Raw genomic sequence first — 25,356 nt, forward strand, 5'->3', positions numbered from 1 at the left:
GTCCTCGGCACCATCTAAGCGCCCGTAGCTCAATTGGATAGAGCGTTTGACTACGGATCAAAAGGTTAGGGGTTCGACTCCTCTCGGGCGCGCCAAATTCCTTTTATAATTTTATAAAAGCGGGAAGTAGCTCAGCTTGGTAGAGCACTTGGTTTGGGACCAAGGGGTCGCAGGTTCGAATCCTGTCTTCCCGACCATTATTACTAATCTTACATTGGGGCCTTAGCTCAGCTGGGAGAGCGCCTGCTTTGCACGCAGGAGGTCAGCGGTTCGATCCCGCTAGGCTCCACCATTTAAATAATTAACAATCTTGGCGGTGTAGCTCAGCTGGCTAGAGCGTACGGTTCATACCCGTGAGGTCGGGGGTTCGATCCCCTCCGCCGCTACCAATTAGGACCTTTAGCTCAGTTGGTTAGAGCAGACGGCTCATAACCGTCCGGTCGTAGGTTCGAGTCCTACAAGGTCCACCACTACTATTTAAATATGGAGGAATACCCAAGTCTGGCTGAAGGGATCGGTCTTGAAAACCGACAGGGGTGTTAAAGCCCGCGGGGGTTCGAATCCCTCTTCCTCCGCCATATTTATTAAAAGGTAGTAAATTGAATATAATCGTCGCGGGGTGGAGCAGTCTGGTAGCTCGTCGGGCTCATAACCCGAAGGTCGCAGGTTCAAATCCTGTCCCCGCAACCAAATGGTCCGGTAGTTCAGTTGGTTAGAATGCCTGCCTGTCACGCAGGAGGTCGCGGGTTCGAGTCCCGTCCGGACCGCCAGTTTTTAAAGTAAGAATGAAGACTTTTTAAAAGGAAAAGGGTTTCGATAAGCGAGAAGGTCGAGGAAGCGACTGAAGGAACACCGGAGCGTATACGAATACGTGAGGATGTTTGTGAAGGAGTTGACGAAGAGATTCGAAGCTTAGCGGAAGCCAATAAGGCGGTAGCTCAGTTGATAGAGCACGTCCGATTAAGCCTCAAAACGTTACTTCAGCATACAAGTCGAGCAGCTACTTAAGAAAGCTTCCTGAGACTTGGGTGATGGACTAGGCAAAATTTCATTTAGGAAAAAACATTAATATGGCTCGGTAGCTCAGTTGGTAGAGCAATGGACTGAAAATCCATGTGTCGGCGGTTCGATTCCGTCCCGAGCCACCACCTTAATCTTAAAAAAATATGGCGATTGTGGCGAAGTGGTTAACGCATCGGATTGTGGTTCCGACATTCGTGGGTTCGATTCCCATCAGTCGCCCCATATTATTTGCGGGTGTAGTTTAGTGGTAAAACCTCAGCCTTCCAAGCTGATGATGTGAGTTCGATTCTCATCACCCGCTCCATATGGGCCTATAGCTCAGCTGGTTAGAGCGCACGCCTGATAAGCGTGAGGTCGGTGGTTCGAGTCCACTTAGGCCCACCAGTATATTATTCCGCAGTAGCTCAGTGGTAGAGCTATCGGCTGTTAACCGATCGGTCGCAGGTTCGAATCCTGCCTGCGGAGCCAATGGAGAAGTACTCAAGTGGCTGAAGAGGCGCCCCTGCTAAGGGTGTAGGTCGGGTAACTGGCGCGAGGGTTCAAATCCCTCCTTCTCCGCCATTCTTTGGCCCGTTGGTCAAGCGGTTAAGACACCGCCCTTTCACGGCGGTAACACGGGTTCGAATCCCGTACGGGTCATATTTGAAAAGACTATCAATATAGATAGTCTTTTTCTATTTATAGACTTTTTTCGTGATGATGAATAACTGTATTTGCCTTATGAGCTACCTCGGAAGGTACATAGATTTGATAAGTAGTGGCAAATCCATAACCACCACCATTTCCGCCTCCAGAGCTAATTGATTTAGTTTTTGACTCAATTCCCTCTCCCGCTAATCTCCCTTTTAAGGTTGAAAACTCATCAATCCGTCTGAAATGCCTGCTTACTAATTTTTTGATAGTGTTCCCTCCTTAATTATAAAGATCAACAATAACTACACTGATCCAATATATGTTCTTCACACTCCAAATCAATATCAATCCCTATTTTAATTTGTTTAGAGAGTATTTCTTGAAGTTCTTTTTTCTCTTCCAAAAGAATTTTCGACAAAATCCGATAACGTATTAAATGTAAGCCTATACATATTCCTATGTTTTCCATAAATGCAGCTGTTTCCTTATTTCTTGTAGGAATATGTCGTAATTCAACGATGTTTAATTAAAGGGATTTTGCTGCCTTCAAAGAAGATTTAGTAGTGACTGATACTATTTTGTCTAACATTACTGATATTGAAGGTGAAGAGATGGAAACTGTAACACCGACAGATTATAATATTCACTTATTCCATGAAGGGAATTTATTTGATGCACATCGATTATTTGGGGCCCATGTATACCGAGATGACTCGGAAACTTTTACGGCATTTTGTGTATGGGCTCCTAATGCTAAACAAGTTAAGGTTGTGGGAAGTTTTAATAATTGGCGTGGTACTAATTATGAGATGACCCGTGTGAACGCTGAGGGAATTTGGAGAATTGAAATCCCTTTAGATTTAACTAATCATCTATATAAATATGAAATTACCACTAATCATCATGAAGTGAAATTAAAAACAGATCCATATACTTTCTATACTGAAAAAAGGCCGAACACAGCAGGAATTGTTTATTCATTAAATGATTTTGAGTGGACGGATGAAGATTGGCTTGCTTCAAGAGAGGCTTGTAATCTCTATCAAAGCCCCATGTCGATTTATGAACTACATCTTGGGACATGGAAGAAAGAAGAAAAGGAATTAATAGGGTATCGTGAAATGGCGGATTTGGTTGTTCCTCATGTCTTAGAGCATGGATTTACACATATTGAGTTATTGCCCGTTACCGAACACCCTTTTGATCGTTCTTGGGGATACCAAGGAACAGGCTATTTTGCACCAACAAGTCGTTATGGGACTCCTCAGGACTTCAAGTACTTTGTGAATGAGTGCCATCGTCACGGGATAGGAGTTATTTTGGATTGGGTACCAGGCCATTTTTGCAAGGATGCTCATGGATTATATCAATTTGATGGCAGGCATATTTATGAATATGAGAAAGAGCTTGACCGCGAAAATTATACTTGGGGAACAGCTAACTTTAACCTTGGAAGGGGAGAGGTACAGAGCTTTCTTATTTCAAACGCACGGTTTTGGATGGAAGTTTATCATATTGATGGATTTCGTGTCGATGCTGTTGCGAATATTATTTATTGGGCAAACCAAGGGAATCAAGGAGTGAACGAAGGAGGTATTGCCTTCTTAAAGAAGCTTAATCGTGCTGTGTTCGAATATGAACCATCTGCCCTTATGATTGCCGAAGATTCTACGGATTGGCCACAAGTAACCTCACCTGTCCATTACGGAGGACTTGGATTTAATTATAAATGGAATATGGGCTGGATGAATGATGTTCTCACCTATCTAGAAACAGAACCAGATGAACGCAAACATGTTCATTCCCTAATCACGTTTTCTCTCCTTTATGCTTTCTCTGAAAATTTTATTCTACCTTTCTCACATGATGAAGTCGTTCATGGAAAGAAATCATTGTTGAACAAAATGCCGGGCGATTATTGGCAGAAGTTTGCACAATTGAGACTGTTACTAGCGTTTATGTATGGACATCCAGGGAAAAAGCTTTTGTTCATGGGAACAGAGTTAGCACCATTCTCTGAGTGGAAAGATCTTGAACAATTAGATTGGCATTTACTGGATTATGACATGCATCATAAATTTAATACATATAGTAAAGAGTTGTTGAAATTGTATAAGGATACTAAAGCATTATTTGAGCTGGATCATCGTTCAGATGGGTTCGAATGGATTGATGTAAATAACGTTTCACAACAAATTTTTTCTTTTATTCGCAAGAGTGAAAGTCCAGAGGATTTTGTCGTCATTATTTGTAATTTTAGCCCGCAGGTCTATTATCAATACAAAGTGGGTGTACCTAAAGCCTCTTATTACGTTGAATTATTGAATACGGATAGAGGTTCATATGGAGGTTCCAATCAGGTTAATGAAGAACAGTTAAAGGTTAAAAATAGGGGGTACCATGGGAAACCATGTTATGTGGAAATGACCATTCCACCATATGCTGCAGTTATTTTACAACCATTCCATCATTGAGAGGAGAGAGGAAATATGGCGAAATCGAAATGTGTTGCAATGTTATTAGCAGGAGGAAAAGGTAGCCGGTTGAGTTCTTTGACCAAAAATTTAGCAAAGCCTGCTGTACCATTTGGCGGAAAATATCGAATTATTGATTTTGCTTTAAGTAATTGTGCTAATTCAGGGATCGAGACGGTAGGAGTTCTAACTCAATATCAACCACTCGTATTAAATTCTTACATAGGGATTGGAAGTGCTTGGGATCTTGATCGAAAAAGGGGGGGAGTCACAGTCCTGCCTCCATATGCAGAGTCATCTGAAGTCCGATGGTACACAGGGACTGCAAGTGCTATTTATCAAAACTTAACATTTATTGAGCAGTATGAGCCTGAATATGTCCTTATTTTATCAGGTGACCATATTTATAAAATGGATTATGATGACATGCTAGACTTTCATATTAATAAAAAAGCAGATGTCACGATTTCAGTTATTGAAGTTCCTTGGGAAGAAGCAAGCAGATTTGGAATTATGGATACAACAGAGGATATGAGGATTTCTGATTTTGATGAAAAACCTCAAGATCCTAAAAATAACTTAGCGTCAATGGGGATCTACATTTTTAATTGGGCTTTGCTTAAAGAATATTTAGAAATGGATGATCGTAATCCTGATTCCAGTCATGATTTTGGCAAAGATGTTATTCCATTGCTGCTAGATGAAAAGAAAAAGCTTATGGCTTATCCATTTAAAGGGTACTGGAAGGACGTAGGAACGGTTAAAAGTTTATGGGAAGCCAATATGGATTTACTTAGAGATGATTGTGATTTGAATTTATTTGACCACTCTTGGCGTATTTATTCAGTCAACCCTAATCAGCCGCCACAATATATATCTGAAGAAGCGATTGTAGATGAGTCACTTGTGAATGAAGGCTGCGTAATTGAAGGTGTCGTAGAGCACTCTGTTCTTTTCCAAGGTACGACTATAGAAAGTGGAGCTCATGTGCATAAGTGTGTGGTTATGCCTGGTGCAGTAATTGGACGGAATGCTTATGTAGAAAAAGCTATAATCCCAGAAGGCTTACGAATTCCAGATGGAATGATTATTATGCCTGAGGAAGATACTGACGAGGTTATTTTAGTCACCGAAGGCTATATTGAATCCGTAATAGAAGGAGTTTAAAATTTCATCATCTATGTAGGAGGAGGACGTCAAAATGAATCATTCACTGCTTGGAGTTATCGATGCTACAGCTTATCACGAATCGCTAGAGGACTTATTAGTCCATCGTTCACTAGCTGCTGTTCCAATTGCTGGACGTTATCGACTTATTGATTTTGTACTTTCGAATATGGTGAACTCAGGGATTAATAGTGTGGCTATTTTTCCAAAATCTCAGTATCGCTCGTTAATGGATCATCTTGGGTCAGGAAAGGATTGGGATCTTAATCGTAAGCGGGATGGGTTGTTCTTCTTTCCTGCTCCAGCTGTCGATACAATGGATGCTGAATTAGGATCCTTTAATCATTTTGCCCAGCATATTGATTATTTCTATCGGAGCAGTCAGGAATATGTCATTATTAGTAATTGCTATACCGTTTTCTCAATGGACTTTATCCCAGTCATTGAACGCCATTTGGAAATGAATTGCGATATTACCGAAATCCGTTATCAAGGGTCATCCCTTGAGGTTTTCTTATTGAAAAAATCGTTGCTAATTGATTTAATTGAAAACCGCCATGTTACTGGTTACGGATGTATGGATGATGTCGTAAAGGATGAAACATCGCCGTATACGCGATGTGAGTACGAATATATTGGTTTTGCTAAGAAAATTGATTGTATTAATAGTTATTATCAAACGAGTATGAAGCTTCTACAACCTAAAGTTTGGAGTGAATTGTTTCAGAAGAACCTCCCGATTTATACGAAAGTTAAGGATGAGCCCCCAACAAGGTACTTAAAGGGTTCAAATGTAAATCATTCTATGATTGCCAATGGATGTTTTATTGAAGGGAAGATCAAGAATAGTGCTATTTTTAGAGCGGTAAAGGTTGGGAAAAACACTTCTATTACGAACAGTATTATTATGCAGAAGAGTCAGGTTGGTGAAAATTGTGTTTTAGAATACGTCATTCTAGACAAAGATGTGAAGATAGAGGATAACGTTAGACTGATTGGTGACCCCATTAATCCTATTGTCATAAGAAAAGGAATGGTTCAAGGAGCGTTGATGAACTCGTGAAAGTATTATTTGTCGTTTCAGAATGTGTACCGTTTATAAAGTCTGGAGGTCTGGCAGATGTGGCTGGATCTCTTCCTAAGGAGCTGAAAAGTTTAGGGACGGATATTAGAATTATCCTGCCAAAATATAAAGCGATTCCAGAAAAATACAAATTGAAAATGAAGAAAATAAGGGAGTTCACCGTTCCTGTTGGTTGGAGACAGCAATATTGCGGAATCGAGCAGCTCGAAATGGACGGTATTTTATTTTATTTCGTAGATAACGAATATTACTTCAATCGAGATGGAATGTATGGTTATTTTGATGATGGTGAGCGTTTCTCGTTCTTTTCAAAGGCAGTCCTAGAAAGCTTCTCTCAGATTGATTTTATTCCGAATGTAATACACTGCCACGATTGGCATACGGGAATGATTCCATTTTTACTAAGAACAGAGTACCAGAAGAAGCAGGGATATGAGTTTATTAAAAGTGTATTTACTATTCATAATCTCCAATTTCAAGGGATTTTCCCTAGAGAGGTCATGACAGACTTATTAGGAATTCATGATCGCTATTTCCAACCAGAGCAGTTAGAGTTTTACGGTCATATTAATTTTTTGAAAGCAGCTCTTCTTTCATCTGATTATTTGACTACAGTAAGTCCAACCTATCGTAATGAAATTCTAACCGCCTATTATGGTGAAAAAATGGATGGAATCCTTAAGAATCGCCAAGCAGAATTAGTAGGGATATTAAACGGGATAGATGATAGCTTTTATTCTCCTAAAAATGAAAAAGAAGTTTTTCCATTTAATTCTAAAAATATTAGAGGGAAAATAAAAAATAAGCATTTTCTTCAACAGAAATTTTCGTTAGAAGTGAATCCGGATACCCCGATCGTCGCGATGATTTCCAGGCTGACTAAACAGAAAGGTCTAGATTTAATAAAGAGGGTCTTCCATGAAATGATGGAGAATGAGGTTCAATTCATCGTTCTAGGTACTGGGGATTGGGAGTTTGAACAATTTTTTAAAGAAATGTCCTATCAATATCCAGAGAAAGTTCGAGTGACCATTGGCTTTAATGAAAAGTTAGCCAAACAGATTTATGCAGGATCGGATGTATTCTTAATGCCTTCCAGATTCGAGCCATGCGGGCTTGGACAGATGATTGCTATGAGGTACGGAGCCTTACCTCTTGTAAGAGAAACAGGTGGCCTTAACGATACTGTTGCGTCTTATAATGAAGAAGTAAAGGAAGGCAATGGGTTCTCTTTTCAAAACTTTAATGCACATGACATGCTGTATACGTATAGAAGAGCATTAATGATCTACAAAGATAAGGATTGTTGGAATGAAATTGTGAAGCACGCAATGACAATGGATTTTAGTTGGGCTCAGTCTGCTTTTAAGTATAATCAACTCTATGCAGAACTAGCTTCCAGGAGTGAAAGCCATGTTTTCTAATATATGTGAATTTAAAGAAGCTTTTTTAAAAAGATTAGAAATGACTTATGGTAAGACCTTCCCAGAATCAACATTGAATGATCAGTACAGTACTTTAGGGCATATGATTCGAGAGTATATAAGTACAAATTGGATTCAAACCAATGAAAACTATCGCCTTAATAATGAAAAGCAGGTTTATTACCTTTCGATTGAATTTCTTATCGGCCGATTACTAAGACAAAATCTAATCAACCTAGGTATTGATAAGATTGTTCAAGAAGGTTTGGAAGACTTAGGAATAAAGTTAGAGGATTTAGAGGAAATAGAGGCTGATGCAGGGTTAGGTAATGGTGGACTCGGAAGACTGGCAGCTTGTTTTCTTGACTCCCTGGCGTCTATGGATCTACCTGGTCATGGTTGTGGGATTCGGTATAAGCATGGTCTCTTTGAACAAAAGATTGTAAAGGGCTTTCAGATGGAGCTGCCTGAACAATGGTTAAGGCATGGACACGTATGGGAAGTCAGAAAGCCTGATTTAGCTGTAGATGTTTCTTTCTGGGGGAAAGTTGAGTCATATGAGGAGGAAGGTCGACTAAAGTACCGCCATATGGGGGGAGAAACCGTCATTGCGGTGCCATATGATTTACCAGTTGTCGGATACGAAACTTCGACAGTTAATACTCTTCGCTTATGGAGTGCTGAGCCTTCTTCGTATAAAGCAGGTCAAGATACGATGAGGCATAAACGGGATACAGAAGCGATTACAGAGTTTTTGTATCCGGATGATACCCATGATGAAGGGAAAACCTTAAGGCTGAAACAACAATATTTTTTAGTGTCGGCAAGTATTCGTTCTATTCTTCGCTCGTATTTAGAACGTCATGGGGATATTCATCGTTTTCATGAGCATATAGCCATCCATATTAATGATACTCATCCTGTATTAGCAATTCCAGAGTTTATGAGAATACTAGTCGACGAACTGAATTTAAACTGGGAGGATGCTTGGGGGATTACAACGAATACATTTGCCTACACAAACCATACGACACTCTCAGAGGCTCTAGAAAAATGGCCTGTTCGAATCTTCCAACCACTGCTTCCGAGAATATTTATGATTGTAGAAGAAATTAATGAGCGTTTTTGCAAGTCCTTGTGGGAGAAGTATACCGGGGATTGGCAAAAAATTGAACAAATGGCTATTGTTTCGCATGGAGAAATTAAAATGGCTCATTTAGCGATAGCAGGAAGTTATAGCGTAAATGGGGTAGCAAGAATTCATACAGAAATTCTTAAAACACGAGAAATGAACTTATTTTATCAATTTTACCCTGAAAAGTTTAATAGCAAAACCAATGGGATTACCCATAGAAGGTGGTTATTAAAAGCCAACCAGTCATTAGCAAACTTAATAACAGCGACCATCGGGAACCGTTGGATTAAAGAACCGCATATTCTGTCTTCTCTTCTTTCCTATAAAAACGATTCTGCTTTGTTAACTCAATTAGAACTTATAAAAAAACAAAATAAGGAACGATTGGCAGATATCATCTTTCAACAAAATGGAATAACAGTAGATCCTAATTCCCTTTTTGATGTACAGGTTAAAAGACTTCATGCGTATAAAAGACAGCTATTAAATATTCTGCATATCTTGTCACTCTATAATCGAATCAAACATGATGATCATTTTGATATGCAACCACGAACATTTATTTTCGGAGCAAAAGCATCGCCAGGATATTTTTATGCAAAAAAAATTATTAAGCTCATTCATTCTGTTGGGCAGCTTGTAAACAATGACAAAGTCGTTAGTCAGAAAATGAAAGTTGTATTTCTTGAAAATTATAGAGTTTCATTGGCTGAAGATATTATTCCTGCAGCAGATCTTTCTGAACAAATTTCTACGGCAAGTAAAGAAGCCTCTGGAACTGGGAACATGAAATTCATGATGAATGGTGCCATTACTCTAGGAACACTTGACGGTGCAAACATCGAAATTTTGGAGCAGGTTGGAAAGGAAAATATCTTTATTTTCGGATTATCAGCTGACGAAGTTATGAAATACTATCGCGAAGGCGGCTATTATTCAATGGAGTACTACCATCATGATCAAAGAATTAAAGAGGTAGTCGATCAACTAATTGATGGGACCCTTCCAGACTCTGGAGATCATTTTGAGCCTATATATGACTCTTTACTTGCAGAAAATGATCAATATTTTGTTTTAAGAGACTTTTCGTCGTACGTATCGATACAGAAACAAGCTGGAGACGCTTTTTCGGATAAGTCTAGTTGGCTACAAATGAGCCTGCAAAACATTGCCCAATCAGGTTATTTTTCAAGTGATCGGACCATACGAGAATATTCAGATGAAATTTGGAAGATTAGGCAATCGATTCTTCAGAAGTGACTAGTGTGTATGTGCGAAAAGTCAATTCAAGTATTTATAGCATTTAAAAATGTGTGAAATTAAAAGAACAAAAATATCATTAAAATAAGGGCTGTACCAAAAACAAGGTGTCCGGAACCACGAATTCAATATATAGAATAAACTTTCAGTGTAACTTCTATATATAGACAACTATAATGGTTCCGGACTTCTAATGGGACAGCCCCTTTTAAATGTTATTGCTTCCTTATTTCGTTAAAGCCCTTTTTATTGGAATAAGGAAGTTGTAGTTTATAGTTCGATTTGTTTCATTACTTTTGCGGGATTACCGCCAACGACAACGTTTTCTGGTACATCTTTCGTTACTACTGCGCCAGAAGCTATAACAACATTGTTTCCTATTTTTACGCCTGGATTTATTACTGCTCTGCCACCTATCCATACATTGTTTCCAATCGTAACCGGTTTTGCGTATTCTCTTCCAGAGTTGCGTTCAGTTGGATGAAGTGGGTGAGTGGCTGTATAGATGTGTACACCTGGTGCGAGCATACAATGATCTCCGAATCTTACTTCACAAACATCAAGAATGACACAATTAAAGTTTGCATAAAAATTTTCCCCTACAAAAATGTTGTAGCCATAATCGCACCTGAAATTAGGTTCTATGGTTAGGTTTTCTCCAGTCGCTCCGAATAGCTCTTTTAATAATTCGGTCCGTTTGTCACCTTCCGTTTCTAATGTTTGATTATATATTCTAGCCTGCCGTCTTGCCTTTTCACGTCCCATTAGTAATTCAGGGTCGGCGGGATTATACATTTCTCCAGCTAACATTTTCTCCTTCTCTGTTCTCATAATGTATCCCCTTCAATAAAAATTTGCTTATTTAATAATATCAGAATGAGTAGTTAAATGCTTATTCTACAAATCTTAGTTATAACGGTATAACATTCCCAAAATGTACAATTAGTTTTATATCCATATGCTGATATTTTCCTTTCTCTCTTTCACATCTGAAGGACTATTTCTGCGTTTATATTAGATAATATATGGTAATCTAGTTCTGAGCGATTTTAGAAATCAGTAAGAGAAAAATTTACATAAGTGAATACTTTAATTATAGGATCAGGAGGATTGAAATGAAATCATTAGATCTCATTCAAAACCATATATCAAAAGTAAATGATAATTGGCTAAAGTACCTAACTGAAGCAGAAGAAATCCATCAAAACTTAGAATATGTTCACTCAATTGAGTCTGTTCAAACAAATCATTTACTTATGTATGTTAAAAGAACCTTGGAATCATTAAGTCAATTTCATGGTCTTAAAGGCACTTCTAAAAGGTTGATAGAAGAAGTACTCAAATGGAGTGAGGTTGCAAAAGGTGGCACAATACGACAAAGAGATATATGGAGAAAGAAGGGGTATAATCTGATTGCCCATAATGAAGGTTCAGCAGATATTTACATTGAAGAACATTTACTAACAGATGAGAAGAATCAAACAAATGAAAAGATGATAATTGAATCTTTAATAAGAACCCACGGATTAATCGGTCAGTACATTCGAGGCGAATCAGAATTGATAAAAAGTAAACCAACGAAAGATTTACTTTTAAGAATGCTTGGTCTGTCGGAAACTCGAACTATTTTATATACTCTTAACTATTGTATTATTAATGGTGTATCGGAAAATCTTTGGAATCATGTAAACGAAAAAGTTGAAAAAGCCATTGATCAATTACTAGAAGACAATTTTACAGAATCACTTATGACAAGAGTTCAAAAATTACGTTCAAAATCAGGCAATGCTCTTCAAGAATTTGAATATTATTCTAAGGAACTGGAAGATTTAAAGGAATTAATGGATGGCCGAGAACTTTGGTATGTAGAGCCAGCCCTTCATAGCTTTTCACTTGAAGATTTTCTAGCTGTGATGACGTTAACACAAAAAGAATTAAGAAACAAAGAGATCGATCACATTATTTTTGAAGATATGATGAAGCAAATTTATTACGACTATAAAAATGGGAAGAAAGTTAATGTTTATCGTAAAAGAATTATTGAAAAATATTTTGAGGACTGTAGGAATGGAAAAGCGGAAGAAAACCCAAGAGTGAAATTTGTCGTATCTATAGATGATCGAACAAAATCGGCATATCCATATTTTCAATTTACCGGTCTTGGGGAATCTCTTATTAATTTTTGCATAGAGGCAGAAAAAGTAGATATGATGCATAATCGTGCAGTTGTTATGCTATTAGATTACTTTGAGTTAAGAAGGGATGCTTATGATCGATTTCATAACGAAGAAATATATTTAGAAAATATGAACAGTGCAGCTGATGATAAACGAGTGATTCTTGATTGGTTAATAGGGGATAACATTTTAGATATTGGTCCAGGCGGCGGTGTAATGTTAAATATGATTGAAGAGGAAACAGGAGGAAAGAACGTTATAGGGATTGATATTTCTGAAAATGTGATTGAGTCTTTAAATAAAAAGAAACAAGCGGAAAATAAGTCATGGAAAGTGGTAAAAGGAGACGCATTAAATCTATCAGAAACCTTCCCTCCAAACTCATTAGATACCATCATTTTTTCTTCTATCATTCATGAACTGTATTCTTATATTCCATTTAACGGAAAGAGATTTAATCATGATGTGATTGCTGAAGCGCTTAAAAGTGCATTTTCTGTATTAAAACCAGGAGGAAGGATGATTATTAGAGATGGGATCATGACTGAAAATAAAGGACTGAATCGAATTATCCGATTTAGAAATGAGGAGGGTATCCATTTCTTGAAACAATATAAAAACGATTTTAAAGGTAGAGAAATTAAATTCGAAGTAATATCTTCAAATACAGTTAAAATGCCAATTAATGATGCGATGGAAGCATTATATACTTATACATGGGGGGAAGAATCCTACGTACATGAAGTCAACGAACAATTCGGTTATTTTACACCAAACGAATACAAGTCTTATATTCTAAACACGCTCGGAGATCATGTAAGTATTATAGAAGCAAGGAATTATTTACAGGAAGGGTATACTAACAACCTGAAAGATAAACTTGAGTTCCTGGACGAAAATGGAAAAAACGTACCGTTACCAGATAGTACTTTTTTTATTGTGATTGAAAAAAAATGATTTTATAACAGGATGGGGCTGTCTGATCTGTCAACTTTTCTTCTACACCACACATTATGTTGTCTTGAGACTAACTTTGGATGAAATGTTCGTTCATTCTTTTTTTCTTTTATAATTTATTCGATTATTCATATAAGCCCACTACATGCCTAAGGAGAATCATCAGTTTCCTTGTCTTGAATGTGGTAATGCACAACTTTTTGGTTTTATGCACGAAAATTTTGAGGAAATGCACGAGATTTCAAATTTATGCACATGTAAATTGATAAGGTAACATATCAAAATTTATTAAAAACAACGGACAGCCCAATATCAGGGAGTCAGGAACCATAAATAGATAGAAGAAAACCTCCGCGTTATCTTCTATCTATACACGAACATAGTGGTTTCTGATCCCATTTTTGAACAACGCGTAAAGTTTACCGTTCAGTCATCATCTGATACATAACCCTCATCCCTTTTATATGGAATGTCGCCTATAGGGGATTCTAGGTTCTCATTATCCAGTCTCTCCTCATATTCTTCGTGTGCTTTTGATGGATAGACTTTTACATCTTTGCCTTCCATATCTGTGCCTACAAATGATTCATACTCTTCTGTGAAGCCTTCCATATCTTCTTCACGATCACGATAAAGACTATCGTAGTCTTCATAATCTCCTTGTAAATCAGAAGGAGTTTCAGACGTTCCATAACGACCAACCTCTTGAAAGCTATCCTGGCTGTCTCTTATCCCATCAACATTGTACATATGTTGAAAATGATTTCCGTGAGCAGGTTCTAATACTTCTTCTTCAACTGGACGATCACCGTAAATCGCCTGTTCAGGATTATGCTCTTTGATGTAGAGAGCAGTAGGTACTGCTTGTAGTCTTTCGTAAGGGATTTCTTTTCCAGTTGCCTTACAAATCCCATATGTGCCATCTTCAATGGCTTTTAAAGCTTGGTTCACTTTTTCAAGCTCATCCTCGGCATGTTCATCAAGGGCAAAATCTTTTTCCCGTTCATAAAGTTCTGTTCCCATATCACCAGGATGGTTATCATACAGCGATAATTCGCCAGTGTTCTCTCTCTCGCTACTTTCCTCGAGGCTTGGTTTATCATTTTGCAAATGGCTTTGCAATTGCTTCTTTTGTTGAAGGAGCTCTTCTTTTAAAGATAATAGTTGTTTTTCAGTTAGCATAAGATTCACGTCCTTTGTTAAATTGAAAATCATATGGACTTAGTATTTACTCTATTTGTCATACTTTATCCATTAACATGACGATGAAACCCTTTTATTCCCTTTAAATTTGAAAAAAAAATTAATCATACAAAATAAGCGGATGACAGCAATCGTCACCCGCTTACTCTTATTAAATATTACTGATAAAAATCCCGATTGATAATAGGAACCCAAAAATCGTATTCGTTTGGGCAGTGGCTTTCATTGCAGGCATCATTTCCAAAGGTTTTGTTTTTCCAACAAAGCCTTTAGTCGCCTTTATCGCCTTTGGTGAACTCAAGAAAACGAGTAGTAACCAAGGTGACGATACTCCAAAAAGAATTAAAGCAATAATCCAAGCATATGAAATGATGAACATGGAGGCTAAAAGAAAAATGGCTTTCTCACGACCAAGTAAAATGGCTAATGTTTTTCTGCCATTTTCTTTGTCCCCGTCCAAATCGCGAATATTATTTGAAAGAAGAATCGCCCCTACGAGAATAAAAATGGGGATGGAAACAAGAACGCTTGTTCCGTTAACAAATCCTGTTTGGATATAAAATGATATTAAAATAATCACTACACCCATAAAAAATCCAGCGAACACTTCTCCAAATGGAGTATAGGCAATTGGAATTGGACCACCAGTATATAAATAAGCTACAATCATACAAACTATCCCTATAACGGCAATCCACCAACTGCTATTTAGGCAAATGTATATTCCCAATAACACTGAAACTCCATATAATGTAAACGCTAATTTTAGTACAGTGGCAGGTTTCACGCCATTTCTTACAATGGCTCCACCGATACCAATTGAATTTTCATTGTCCAAGCCTCGAACATAATCGTAATATTCATTGAACATATTTGTTGCTGCCTGGATGAGTATACTTGCTACTAACATAGCTAAAAACATAAGCCAATTTATTGATTGATATTGTAATGCCATTGCTGTTCCTAGAAGGACAGGGACAAAGGCTGCGGTTAAAGTATGTGGGCGTGTCAATTGCCACCATATTCGCCAGCCTTTATCGGGCTCAACAATATTAGATGTTTGTGCAGACATATACGTCTCTCCCTAATTAATAATCATGATTACAATTCCTTTACAAATTAAAGTGTAGGTAAAGCTATAGATAGTGTCAATATCTTTTTACAAACAAATGAAGGTTTAATTTACCATTGATAGAAATGGTTTCTTAGGGTCTCATATTTCTCAATTCTCTAGAAAAGGTTTATGATATATATAATAAGGATAATAAAGGTTTTAAAATTAGGCTCTTTTTCGTATAGTTTATTGTTTTTACTTGAAAATAAGGAAATTGGCTAATCGCCAATTTCTTCAATTCCGATCTCTCCATTCTTACATCAAGCATACAAAGGGATGGAGAATGGTTATTATTTTGACCATAGCAACAATGTTTACGAAAACAGCCAATTATGATTACATCATTGACACATGAACTTGTCAGGTGTATCTTAAAATAGGTTTGAAAACGTACGTTTTTGGGGGGATTTACTTGGTTATTATTCAAAAACCGAAAATAAATATCGCTTTTCAAGAAGCTGTTTTAAAAGCGAAAAAATTGAATCGTCCTGTCCTATTTAGTCATGTTCGTAAAATTGATAAAATGGATCCCCTTTTCTTTTATCATGCTGGATTACCCTTATATCAAGGTGAACGTTTTTATTGGAAAGATAAAGGTGGAGAAACAACGATTGTTGGGATCGGCAGTTCTTTTATCTTTAGAAATGATTTAAAAGAGAGCAGATTCGAGGATATGGATCAAGAGTGGAAGCGCTTTATCCATGAAGCGGTTTTAGATGATGGGTTAAGTGAGGCAGCAACAGGACCATTAATTTTTGGAGGCTTTTCTTTCGATCCTTCACAGAAAAAGGAAGTAGAGTGGACGGATTTCTCACAAGCTACTCTTCAGCTTCCAACCTTTATGCTTACTGTGAAAGGTGATAATGCTTATTTAACCATTAATATTTTGTGTTCCTCTCATGATGAGGAAGATATTATTGATAAGTATATAGAACTAATTAATGACCTTCTGAATCAATCATCTTTACTAATCACTTCTCAAACTCTTAAAGATACAATGGAAATTGCACCGGAACAATGGAAAAAAACAGTGGATGAAGTTGTCGGTCAGCTAAAGATGGGTGAGATGGAGAAAGTTGTTTTAGCCCGTAAACTGAAAGTATCTTTTGAAGATTCGCCACAGTCAGACTTTATTTTACAAAATTTATTAACTCAACAACCGGACAGCTTTACATTTTCATTAGAAGTTTTAAATAGCTGCTTCTTAGGAGCCTCTCCTGAACGATTAGTGAAAAAAACGGGAGAAGAGATTTTTTCTACTTGTCTTGCTGGATCAATAGGAAGAGGAAAGTCAAAAGTAGAAGACAGGCAGCTTGGCCAGGAGCTATTAGCCGATCATAAAAATCGTCATGAACACCATTTAGTCGTTGAAATGATTAAAAATGTTCTAGAAAAATATTGTAAAGACATTGATTTACCTAAACAACCTAGCTTAATGAAGGTTAGAGACATACAGCATTTATATACACCTATTAAAGGGAAAGTAAGTAGTAGCAATACTAGTATTTTAAAATTTGTCGAGCAGCTCCATCCTACACCTGCTCTTGGGGGTGTTCCAAGAGAAAAGGCTATGGAGTCCATTAAAGAATCAGAGAAAATGGATCGTGGCCTCTATGCAGGTCCTATTGGTTGGCTTGATGCAAAAGGAAACGGTGAGTTTGCTGTCGCCATCCGGTCCGGTTTGATCAATCGAAATCATTCATATCTATATGCTGGTTGTGGTGTAGTGTCAGATTCAAATTCTGAAAGTGAATATATTGAAACGAAGATAAAATTTAGACCGATGCTTCGTGCCATAGGAGGACATGAAGATGAAATCTAACCATCAAGAAGACCTTACGAGGTATGTTGCAGTATTTATCGAAGAAATGGTAGCGAATGGAGTTAAGAAAGTCGTCATTAGTCCAGGATCACGATCCACTCCATTTGCTTTACTTCTAGCTGAACATCCTGAAATCCAAGTATTTATTAACGTAGACGAAAGGTCTGCGGCTTTTTTTGCGTTAGGGATCGCAAAAGCGGAGAATCAGCCTGTGGCTATGCTTTGTACATCTGGAACAGCTTCTGCGAATTATTATCCTGCTATTATCGAAGCAAAATATTCACGCGTCCCATTAGTGGTATTAACAGCAGATCGTCCACATGAATTAAGAGAAGTTGGAGCTCCTCAGGCTATTGATCAAATTCAAATGTATGGGCGTCATGTTAAATGGTCCATCGATATGCCATTGCCAGAAAGCTCTTCCTCCATTCTTTCTTTTGCAAAGAGTACAGCTTCACGAGGGATTGGAATAAGTAGAGAAAGTCCTGCTGGACCTGTTCATTTTAATTTTCCATTTAGGGAGCCATTGGTACCGAATCTTTCAAATGCTTATTCACAACCACCGCTTGGGAATGTATTGGTTACAGGTGGTGAAAGAATTCTTTCCAAGCAGCAATCCGAAATATTCCGAAAGAAAATGGCAGAAAAGGAAAAAGGACTCATTATTTGTGGGCCACAGCTTGATAGAGATTCAATTGATGCAATCCTATCTTTCAGTGAACTATATAACTTCCCCATTTTAGCAGATCCTTTGTCTGGTATACGGAGTGGGGCCCATCGGAAAACAACGGTAGTAGACAGTTACGATAGTTTTTTAAGAACGGAAGTAGTAAAGAATTCCCTAGTACCTGATGTTGTGATTCGATTTGGAGCTATGCCTGTTTCAAAAGCACTATCGCTCTATTTGAAACATTTTCACAATCTTGATTATTGGGTAATCGATGAAGGTGGACAATGGCTCGATCCAATAGGGAAAGCCACAGAAATGATTCATTGTTCAACATTGTCGTTTTGCGAGAGTCTGACAAATGGTTCTTGCCCATCAGTTGAATCTAAGTGGCTCAATAAGTGGTTGTCTATAAATGAACAAACAAAAAGGTGTATTATCGATTCAAAATGTACTGATATGTCAGAAGGTGAAGCGGTAAGAAGCCTAATAGATTGGCTGCCAGATTCCTCTACTCTTTTTGTAAGCAACAGCATGCCAATAAGAGATGTTGATACTTATTTTCTTAACACAAATAAACAAATAAATGTATTAGCTAATCGTGGTGCCAACGGAATTGATGGCGTTGTATCTACTGCATTAGGGGTTAGTACATCGAAAGCCCCTACATTTCTTTTAATTGGTGACTTGGCATTTTTCCATGATATGAACGGTTTATTAGCAGGGAAAATGCACAATTTAAATGTAAAGATTATTGTTCTCAATAATAACGGTGGTGGAATATTTTCTTATCTTCCGCAGGCAAAGGAAGATAAGCATTTTGAGAGCTTATTTGGAACCCCGATGGATCTTGAGTTTTCATCATTATCAGCTCTATATCATGCGGATTATTATAAAGCAATAGAAATGGATGAATTTTCAACTGCGTTTAAAAAGTCTTGCCGGCATAGTGGAGTATCGATTATTGAAGTCGTCACAAATCGTGGAAAGAATACCGAGCAACATCGAAAATTGTGGAATCTTGTTTCCCGGGAAATAGAAAAGGAATTTAGGTGACAGCCAATGTTTATAATGGCTAACGGAGTAAAATACTATGTAGAGGAAAAAGGAAGTGGCACTCCACTTCTTTTTCTTCATGGATTTACCGGCGATACGTCTACTTGGTCGGATAATGTGGAGAGGTTGTCAAAGAATTTTAGTTGTATAACAATTGATATAATTGGTCATGGAAAAACCGATAGTCCAGCTGAAACTTATCGATATTCAATGAGGAACTCAGTAGAGGATATTAGAACAATCCTAGATACGCTTTCTATCAAAAAAATATCTATATTAGGTTATTCTATGGGAGGAAGACTAGCGCTGGCATTTGCCGTACAGTACCCTGAATACATTGAAAAATTAATCTTAGAAAGTGCCTCTCCTGGACTTAAGACAGAAAAAGAACGAAAGCTAAGAATTCAAAATGACCATAAGTTGGCAGACAAGCTACTTAATAATGGAATAATCGAATTTATAAATTTTTGGGAGAACATCCCTTTATTTTCCTCTCAAAAAAAACTATCTAGTTCTGTTCAAGAAAAAATCAGGAAGCAAAGATTGAACCAGAACCCATTAGGTCTTGCCAATAGTTTGAAAGGAATGGGAGCAGGAGAACAACCATCTTACTGGGGTGAACTTTATAAATTCCCTTTTCCTGTGTTATTAATTGTGGGGGAGTATGATGAGAAATTTTGTTTGATAGCGGAAGAAATGATGAGTAAGATAGGGAATGCACACGTATTCAAAGTTCAAGAAGCAGGACATGCAATTCATGTGGAGAAACCTGAAAAGTTTGGTACAATGATAGAGGAATTATTTTTACTACATAAAAGGAGGGACCCATAATGGCAATTGAATGGGTAAGTCAACGCAATTACGAAGATATTCTATATGAGACGTATAATGGAATTGCAAAAATTACGATTAATCGACCAGAAGTACGAAATGCTTTTCGTCCCAAAACGGTTATGGAGCTTATTGATGCTTTTGCATACGCGAGAGATGATTCAAGTGTTGGCGTCATAATCTTAACTGGAGCCGGGGAAAAAGCGTTTTGTTCTGGAGGTGACCAGTCAGTCCGCGGTCACGGAGGATATGTAGGAGAAGATGAAATTCCACGTCTAAACGTACTAGACCTACAAAGATTAATCCGTGTAATCCCTAAACCAGTAATTGCAATGGTTGCTGGTTATGCAGTTGGTGGAGGACATGTTCTTCATGTTGTTTGTGATTTAACAATTGCAGCGGATAACGCGATTTTTGGACAAACAGGTCCTAAAGTAGGTAGCTTTGATGCTGGTTATGGTTCTGGATACTTAGCACGTATTGTTGGTCACAAGAAAGCGAAAGAAATTTGGTATCTATGTCGTCAATATAATGCTGAAGAAGCACGAGAAATGGGACTAGTTAATACAGTTGTTCCATATGAACAATTAGAGACTGAAACGGTCCAGTGGGCTGAGGAAATGCTTCAGAAGAGTCCTACTGCACTACGTTTCTTAAAAGCAGCCTTCAACGCAGATACAGATGGTCTTGCAGGACTTCAGCAATTAGCAGGGGACGCTACATTGCTTTATTACACAACAGATGAGGCGAAGGAAGGCCGTGACGCGTTTAAGGAAAAACGTAATCCAGACTTTGGACAATTCCCTCGTTTCCCTTAATAGTATGAGGGTGGCTTAATTGGAAGTGATTTCACAATCGTGAAATCGGTCTCCATTGGGCCACCTCTTTTTTAATCTATTCAATAAGATAAGAAACATAAGGGAGTCTTTATGATGACAAAAAGCTATATTCCGAACTGGCTAAAACAAAGAGTATTTTTGACCCCTTCCCGGGTTGCCTTGTATGCAGAAGACACCTCTTTATCTTTCTCAGAGTTGTATGAAAAGGTAATCGATCGATGCAATCGATTGACATCGATACAACTGCAAGAAGAATCATATGTAGGTGTACTTATCAACAATACAAAGGAAGCAGTTATCATCCTACATTCTTTACAGCAGCTTGGTATTACGGCTGTTCTTTTAAATCATCGCTTAACCCCCATAGAAATGGGCTTCCAAATTTCTGATATAGGGATGAACACGATCCTATATGATCAAGAATTTGAGTCAAAAATGAATGAATTAAAAAATGTGACTCCTCGACTCAGAATGATATCCTTTGATTCCATCGACCATTTACCACTTGCAAATCGTTTTATTCCTAAAGAGAGATTTGAAATGGACGCTACTTGCTCGATTATGTACACGTCTGGTACGACAGGTAGACCAAAAGGGGTTCAACAAACGTTTGGGAATCATTGGTGGAGTGCAATGGGGTCTGTTCTTAATCTAGGCTTAACAGAGAAGGATGAATGGTTATGTGCAGTCCCTCTTTTCCATATTAGTGGTTATTCAATTTTAATGAGAAGTGTACTTTATGGGATGCCGATTCGGTTATATAAAAAGTTTGATGAAAAAAAGGTGAATCAGGATATTCTTGCAGGAAGTGGAACGATTATGTCTGTCGTCAGCTCTATGCTTCACCGGCTAATCGATGATTTAGATTCAATACAGTACCCAGATTCTTTTCGCTGTATGCTGCTTGGCGGAGGGCCAGCACCAAAACCATTATTAGAAGAATGTATAGAGTTTAATATACCTGTCTATCAAACATATGGTATGACCGAGACTGCATCACAGATTGTTACCCTCCCTCCCGAATATAGTATTTCAAAGCTGGGCTCTGCTGGAAAACCGTTGTTCCCTTGTGAAATTGAAATTTGGGATAAAAGAAAGAAATTATCTCCTTTTGAAGAAGGCGAAATTGTCGTTAGAGGAGAAAATGTGACGCAAGGATATTATAACCGGGAAGAGGCTAATAAAGAAAACTTTGTTGACGGTTGGTTTTTAACAGGTGATATTGGTTTTATGGATGAAGAGGGTTTCTTGTTTGTAAAGGACAGACGTTCAGATTTAATCATATCAGGTGGAGAAAATGTTTATCCTGCTGAAATTGAAGAGGTCCTTTTGGGGCACCCATTAGTCAAAGAAGCGGGTGTAACAGGTATTGAGTCTGAGCGTTGGGGGCAAATACCTGTTGCTTGTGTCGTTATTTCTAAAGAAATAAAATCCGAAGAACTAATCGCCTACAGCAGGGAAAAACTTGCCGGCTATAAGGTTCCCCGTCAGATTTATTTTGTAGATTCTTTACCTAGAAATGCTTCTAATAAACTTTTGAGAAGAGAATTGAGGAAGTGGATCGATAAATAATTACCAACAATATGCGAGTATCCATGTGATGTGGATACTCGCTTTTTTTGTGCAGAATTTTGTGAATGTATGTCGTTTGGTCAGTGTATATAGTGCCCTGACAAAAAATGATCATTTCGGTTAAATCAATTGGTGTCACGGACGAATTATCATCGATCCGGATATATTAGTGGTGGTTTATTACGGCTAAATCTTATTTTAATTACGTTTTCTGACGAAGGTAGCGTTTATCGTTCATAAATAGACTCCAAAAGTAAACAAAACCAGGAAATAGAATAGCAAATCCGACGATATAGGTGATGAAAACGGCTTTAAAGGAAGCGGGGTCTGTAAACCCAGACTGAATTGTAACTTCTGGAAAGATAATATAGGGTAAATGAGCTTTGCCATACACATAACTAGCTATCATGTACTGAATTGTGACGGCGATGACCGCTATTCGCGGCATTCCTTTTATTCCATTTTTATCTTTTGGTAGATAGAGCGAAATCCCAGCTACAATAAAACCACTTAGTGAAATCAATAATAATACAACATCCTGTAGCATGTTACTATATAGCCAAAAAGCTTCTGCTTTCATCGTCCACATGATCAGAAATGCTGTTAATAATGAGATCGGTCCAGTAATCATGGCGTCTCGACGATAGACGCGATAAGCTTCGAGCTCATTTGATGCTTTTGAATAATCTGCTAATAATAATGATGACAAGAATAGAGTAGAGCTAATCGCAAAGGCAATAAAAGCATATTCATGTGGGCTTGTGAACAATTTTCCAAGTAACAGGGTTTGTCCATCCTTAAAATCTACAAACTCACCGTGAGAGATTGGAAGAACACTAATTAAGACACCTGGAATAATGAGTCCAGAGATTCCAGAAATGTAGGTCAAGATTTTATAATAGTCGTCTGCTACATGGGAAAACACAAGGAATGCACTACGGATGGCCAAAAGTAAAAGAATGACGCTTCCGGGTATTAATAGCACCGTTCCAAGTGAGTAAGCAGCTCCTGGAAAAAAACTATAAACAGCAACAACAATCGCAACAATAAATGTATTGGTAACCTCCCAGGTAGGGGATAAGTATCGGTTGGCAATGTTCGTTGCTTTCGTTTTTGTTCGATTTAAATAAACCATTGACCAAAAACCAGCTCCGAAGTCCATCGTAGCCATAATCGCATAAATAAACACAAATCCCCAAAGAACGGAAATAGCAATTAATACATCTGTCACACTTTTACCTCCTATGAATAGCTCATGGACAGGAATCTCTCCTGCTCATGAATGGATAAGCATTAACGAAAAAAGCATTATGGATAGAGAGGAATCTCTGGATTTTTCGCTTTTGTTAAATCCTTTTCTACAGGGTTTCGTTTAAAGTAGTATAGTAAAACTAAAACGACAGACACAGCTAAAACAACATAGATACACACAAATAGAATAAATAATATACCGATATTTCCAGAAGCTGTGACTGAGTCTTCGGTACTAAGAATGCGGTATATTGTCCATGGCTGACGACCTGTACAGGCAAAAATCCATCCAAATTCAATCGCAAGGACTGCAAGCGGACCACTTGCAACAAACAGCCACAATAACCATTTAGGAAATTGATCTTTCTTCAAAAACCTATTCCAAATAAATGAAAAGAGAGACAACAGAATCAATAATGAACCAATTCCGACCATGCCATTAAAAAGAGTGTGAACAAACAAAGGCGGCCAGTACTCTTCAGGGAAATCATTTAATCCGATCACTTCTGTATCGAAGCTATTACCAGAAAGAAAACTTAAAGCCCAAGGAATTTCAATCCCCCATTTAACCTCCTGTGTTTCACGGTCTGTGTATCCTCCAATGGTAAGCGGTGCATATGATTGGGTTTCAAACAGTCCTTCAGCAGCAGCCAGCTTTTCTGGTTGGTATTCATGCAACATTTGAGCTGATTCATGTCCATTCATGGCTGTGAAAAACGCAAATACTCCTCCAATGATCAGGCTGAGCATTAGTGCCTTTTTATGAAATTGATAGAGTCTACTACCATAAGGGTTTTTTAGCATTTTAAAGGCAGCAACTGAGGCAATAGCGAATGATCCTACCACATAAGCCGAGAGAGCAACATGACCTGCAGTAACAAAAAAGCTTGGATTAAAGAAAGCTTTCCATGGGTCAACATCTGTGATTTCCCCATTTACCATTCTGAAGCCAGCAGGTGTTCCTTCAAAGGCATGAACATTCGTTATAAGAACTGCAGATGCCAGGCCACCAATAGCAACAAGGATTAAGCTTACGATTCTCATCCAAGGAGCGATTCGGTTTGCAGCATAAACATAGATGGACATAAACAATGCCTCAATGAAAAATGCATAGATTTCAATTTGAAAAGGTAAAGCCATTACCCGTCCTACAACCTCCATAAAGCCAGGCCAAAGCAAGGAAAGCTGAACTCCTGCAATGGTCCCGGTCGGAATACCTACACCAAGGAGCACTGCAAACGTTTTTGTCCATCTTTTTGCCATGATGGCATAATCCTGATCTTTTGTTTTTTGATAAAGAATTTCTCCTGCCAAAATCATTAATGGAATACCGACGCCTAATGTGGCGAATATAATATGGAAAGCCATTGTTGTCCCGAACAAAGAGCGTGCAAGTACTAAATCATCCATTTTAATGCTCCTTTACCTATTCATTACATTTCCTTATTGTCCACAAACTGGAAGAGTTTATTCAAAAAGAGTAAAGGTCACAAATACATAACATGGAAGCTTGAAAAGGGTGAATCTTGATTGATAAGAGAAGAATCAATGTAAACATACATATGGGGTTTTTATTTGAAAAATAGGAATCGTGAAGATACAGGATGATGATTAATGTTGATATAAGGCTGTTTTAGTATACAGTGTTTTAGGATAACCGTATATTT

The 25,356-nt window shown here is 37.9% G+C and carries 16 protein-coding genes and 15 tRNA genes; 26 read left to right on the forward strand and 5 right to left on the reverse strand.

All coding sequences use genetic code 11. The features are described 5' to 3' along the window. The first annotated feature begins 18 nt into the window (after positions 1–18). The 20 genes from JOC86_RS24025 (at position 19) to JOC86_RS24120 (ending at position 10,200) form a co-directional block, all read left to right on the forward strand. Positions 19–95, forward strand: a tRNA-Arg gene (locus JOC86_RS24025). Positions 96–120: 25 nt separating this feature from the next. Further along, positions 121–197: transfer RNA gene (locus JOC86_RS24030), tRNA-Pro, on the forward strand. Between the two features lie 19 nt (positions 198–216). Next, a tRNA-Ala gene (locus tag JOC86_RS24035) sits at positions 217–292 on the forward strand. Between the two features lie 20 nt (positions 293–312). Continuing rightward, a tRNA-Met gene (locus tag JOC86_RS24040) sits at positions 313–389 on the forward strand. A gap of 4 nt (positions 390–393) precedes the next feature. Further along, positions 394–470: transfer RNA gene (locus JOC86_RS24045), tRNA-Ile, on the forward strand. 15 nt (positions 471–485) lie between these two features. Continuing rightward, a tRNA-Ser gene (locus tag JOC86_RS24050) sits at positions 486–578 on the forward strand. 35 nt (positions 579–613) lie between these two features. Further along, positions 614–690: transfer RNA gene (locus JOC86_RS24055), tRNA-Met, on the forward strand. 3 nt (positions 691–693) lie between these two features. Beyond that, a tRNA-Asp gene (locus JOC86_RS24060) sits at positions 694–770 on the forward strand. A 302-nt stretch (positions 771–1,072) separates the two neighbouring features. Next, a tRNA-Phe gene (locus tag JOC86_RS24065) sits at positions 1,073–1,148 on the forward strand. Positions 1,149–1,169: 21 nt separating this feature from the next. Next, positions 1,170–1,245: transfer RNA gene (locus JOC86_RS24070), tRNA-His, on the forward strand. 8 nt (positions 1,246–1,253) lie between these two features. Further along, a tRNA-Gly gene (locus tag JOC86_RS24075) sits at positions 1,254–1,327 on the forward strand. Between the two features lie 3 nt (positions 1,328–1,330). Continuing rightward, positions 1,331–1,407: transfer RNA gene (locus tag JOC86_RS24080), tRNA-Ile, on the forward strand. 9 nt (positions 1,408–1,416) lie between these two features. Next, positions 1,417–1,491: transfer RNA gene (locus JOC86_RS24085), tRNA-Asn, on the forward strand. Positions 1,492–1,493: 2 nt separating this feature from the next. After that, positions 1,494–1,584, forward strand: a tRNA-Ser gene (locus JOC86_RS24090). A gap of 6 nt (positions 1,585–1,590) precedes the next feature. After that, positions 1,591–1,662: transfer RNA gene (locus JOC86_RS24095), tRNA-Glu, on the forward strand. A gap of 557 nt (positions 1,663–2,219) precedes the next feature. Beyond that, positions 2,220–4,130, forward strand: a complete 1,911-nt coding sequence (gene glgB, locus JOC86_RS24100) for a 1,4-alpha-glucan branching enzyme (protein WP_338021821.1) — start codon at positions 2,220–2,222, stop codon at positions 4,128–4,130. Positions 4,131–4,145: 15 nt separating this feature from the next. Then, positions 4,146–5,297: a glucose-1-phosphate adenylyltransferase gene (locus tag JOC86_RS24105; protein ID WP_205176158.1), complete on the forward strand. Its 1,152-nt coding sequence runs from the start codon at positions 4,146–4,148 to the stop codon at positions 5,295–5,297. Between the two features lie 34 nt (positions 5,298–5,331). Beyond that, positions 5,332–6,360: a GlgC family sugar phosphate nucleotidyltransferase gene (locus JOC86_RS24110; RefSeq protein WP_205176160.1), complete on the forward strand. Its 1,029-nt coding sequence runs from the start codon at positions 5,332–5,334 to the stop codon at positions 6,358–6,360. After that, positions 6,357–7,805, forward strand: coding sequence for a glycogen synthase GlgA (gene glgA, locus JOC86_RS24115; protein WP_205176162.1), 1,449 nt, complete (start codon positions 6,357–6,359; stop codon positions 7,803–7,805). Before JOC86_RS24110 ends, glgA begins: the two co-directional genes overlap by 4 nt. Beyond that, entirely contained in the window at positions 7,795–10,200 is a 2,406-nt protein-coding gene (locus JOC86_RS24120) for a glycogen/starch/alpha-glucan phosphorylase (RefSeq protein WP_205176164.1), read from the forward strand. The genes glgA and JOC86_RS24120 overlap by 11 nt, the downstream gene beginning before the upstream one ends. Positions 10,201–10,470: 270 nt before the next feature. Here JOC86_RS24120 and JOC86_RS24125 read toward each other — a convergent pair whose 3' ends face one another. Further along, positions 10,471–11,031, reverse strand: coding sequence for a sugar O-acetyltransferase (locus JOC86_RS24125; RefSeq protein ID WP_205176166.1), 561 nt, complete (start codon positions 11,029–11,031; stop codon positions 10,471–10,473). A 284-nt stretch (positions 11,032–11,315) separates the two neighbouring features. Between JOC86_RS24125 and JOC86_RS24130 the strand changes: the two genes are divergently transcribed. Further along, a complete protein-coding gene (locus JOC86_RS24130) occupies positions 11,316–13,334 on the forward strand; it encodes a class I SAM-dependent methyltransferase (RefSeq protein ID WP_205176168.1) in 2,019 nt (672 codons plus the stop codon). A 426-nt stretch (positions 13,335–13,760) separates the two neighbouring features. Here the strand turns inward: JOC86_RS24130 and JOC86_RS24135 are convergent, their stop codons facing one another. Both JOC86_RS24135 and JOC86_RS24140 read right to left on the reverse strand, forming a co-directional pair. Then, on the reverse strand, positions 13,761–14,516 hold the full coding sequence (locus JOC86_RS24135; RefSeq protein ID WP_205176170.1) for a TraR/DksA C4-type zinc finger protein: 756 nt from the start codon (positions 14,514–14,516) through the stop codon (positions 13,761–13,763). Between the two features lie 172 nt (positions 14,517–14,688). Further along, positions 14,689–15,609: a 1,4-dihydroxy-2-naphthoate polyprenyltransferase gene (locus JOC86_RS24140; protein ID WP_205176172.1), complete on the reverse strand. Its 921-nt coding sequence runs from the start codon at positions 15,607–15,609 to the stop codon at positions 14,689–14,691. 454 nt (positions 15,610–16,063) lie between these two features. On the opposite strand from JOC86_RS24140, the gene JOC86_RS24145 reads away from it, so the two are divergent. The 5 genes from JOC86_RS24145 to JOC86_RS24165 all read left to right on the forward strand — a co-directional run bounded on the left by JOC86_RS24145 (position 16,064) and on the right by JOC86_RS24165 (position 22,438). Further along, positions 16,064–17,473 carry an isochorismate synthase gene (locus JOC86_RS24145; protein ID WP_205176173.1) on the forward strand — a complete coding sequence of 470 codons (1,410 nt, stop codon included), beginning with the start codon at positions 16,064–16,066 and terminating at the stop codon, positions 17,471–17,473. After that, on the forward strand, positions 17,463–19,196 hold the full coding sequence (gene menD, locus JOC86_RS24150) for a 2-succinyl-5-enolpyruvyl-6-hydroxy-3-cyclohexene-1-carboxylic-acid synthase (RefSeq protein ID WP_205176175.1): 1,734 nt from the start codon (positions 17,463–17,465) through the stop codon (positions 19,194–19,196). Before JOC86_RS24145 ends, menD begins: the two co-directional genes overlap by 11 nt. A 6-nt stretch (positions 19,197–19,202) precedes the next feature. Beyond that, complete coding sequence (gene menH, locus JOC86_RS24155) at positions 19,203–20,027, forward strand: 2-succinyl-6-hydroxy-2,4-cyclohexadiene-1-carboxylate synthase (RefSeq protein ID WP_205176177.1); 825 nt, start codon at positions 19,203–19,205, stop codon at positions 20,025–20,027. Further along, complete coding sequence (gene menB, locus JOC86_RS24160) at positions 20,027–20,845, forward strand: 1,4-dihydroxy-2-naphthoyl-CoA synthase (RefSeq protein WP_205176179.1); 819 nt, start codon at positions 20,027–20,029, stop codon at positions 20,843–20,845. Before menH ends, menB begins: the two co-directional genes overlap by 1 nt. Positions 20,846–20,959: 114 nt before the next feature. After that, entirely contained in the window at positions 20,960–22,438 is a 1,479-nt protein-coding gene (locus JOC86_RS24165; protein WP_205176181.1) for an o-succinylbenzoate--CoA ligase, read from the forward strand. A 202-nt stretch (positions 22,439–22,640) separates the two neighbouring features. On the opposite strand, the gene JOC86_RS24170 is transcribed toward JOC86_RS24165, so the two are convergent. Next, positions 22,641–23,669 (reverse strand): cytochrome d ubiquinol oxidase subunit II, encoded by a 1,029-nt coding sequence (locus JOC86_RS24170; RefSeq protein ID WP_205176183.1) that lies wholly within the window; start codon positions 23,667–23,669, stop codon positions 22,641–22,643. Positions 23,670–23,746: 77 nt separating this feature from the next. Further along, positions 23,747–25,099: a cytochrome ubiquinol oxidase subunit I gene (locus JOC86_RS24175; RefSeq protein WP_205176185.1), complete on the reverse strand. Its 1,353-nt coding sequence runs from the start codon at positions 25,097–25,099 to the stop codon at positions 23,747–23,749. Between the last annotated feature and the right edge of the window lie 257 nt (positions 25,100–25,356).

The organism is Rossellomorea pakistanensis, from assembly GCF_016908495.1.
GTDB classification, from domain to species: Bacteria; Bacillota; Bacilli; order Bacillales; family Bacillaceae_B; genus Rossellomorea; species Rossellomorea pakistanensis.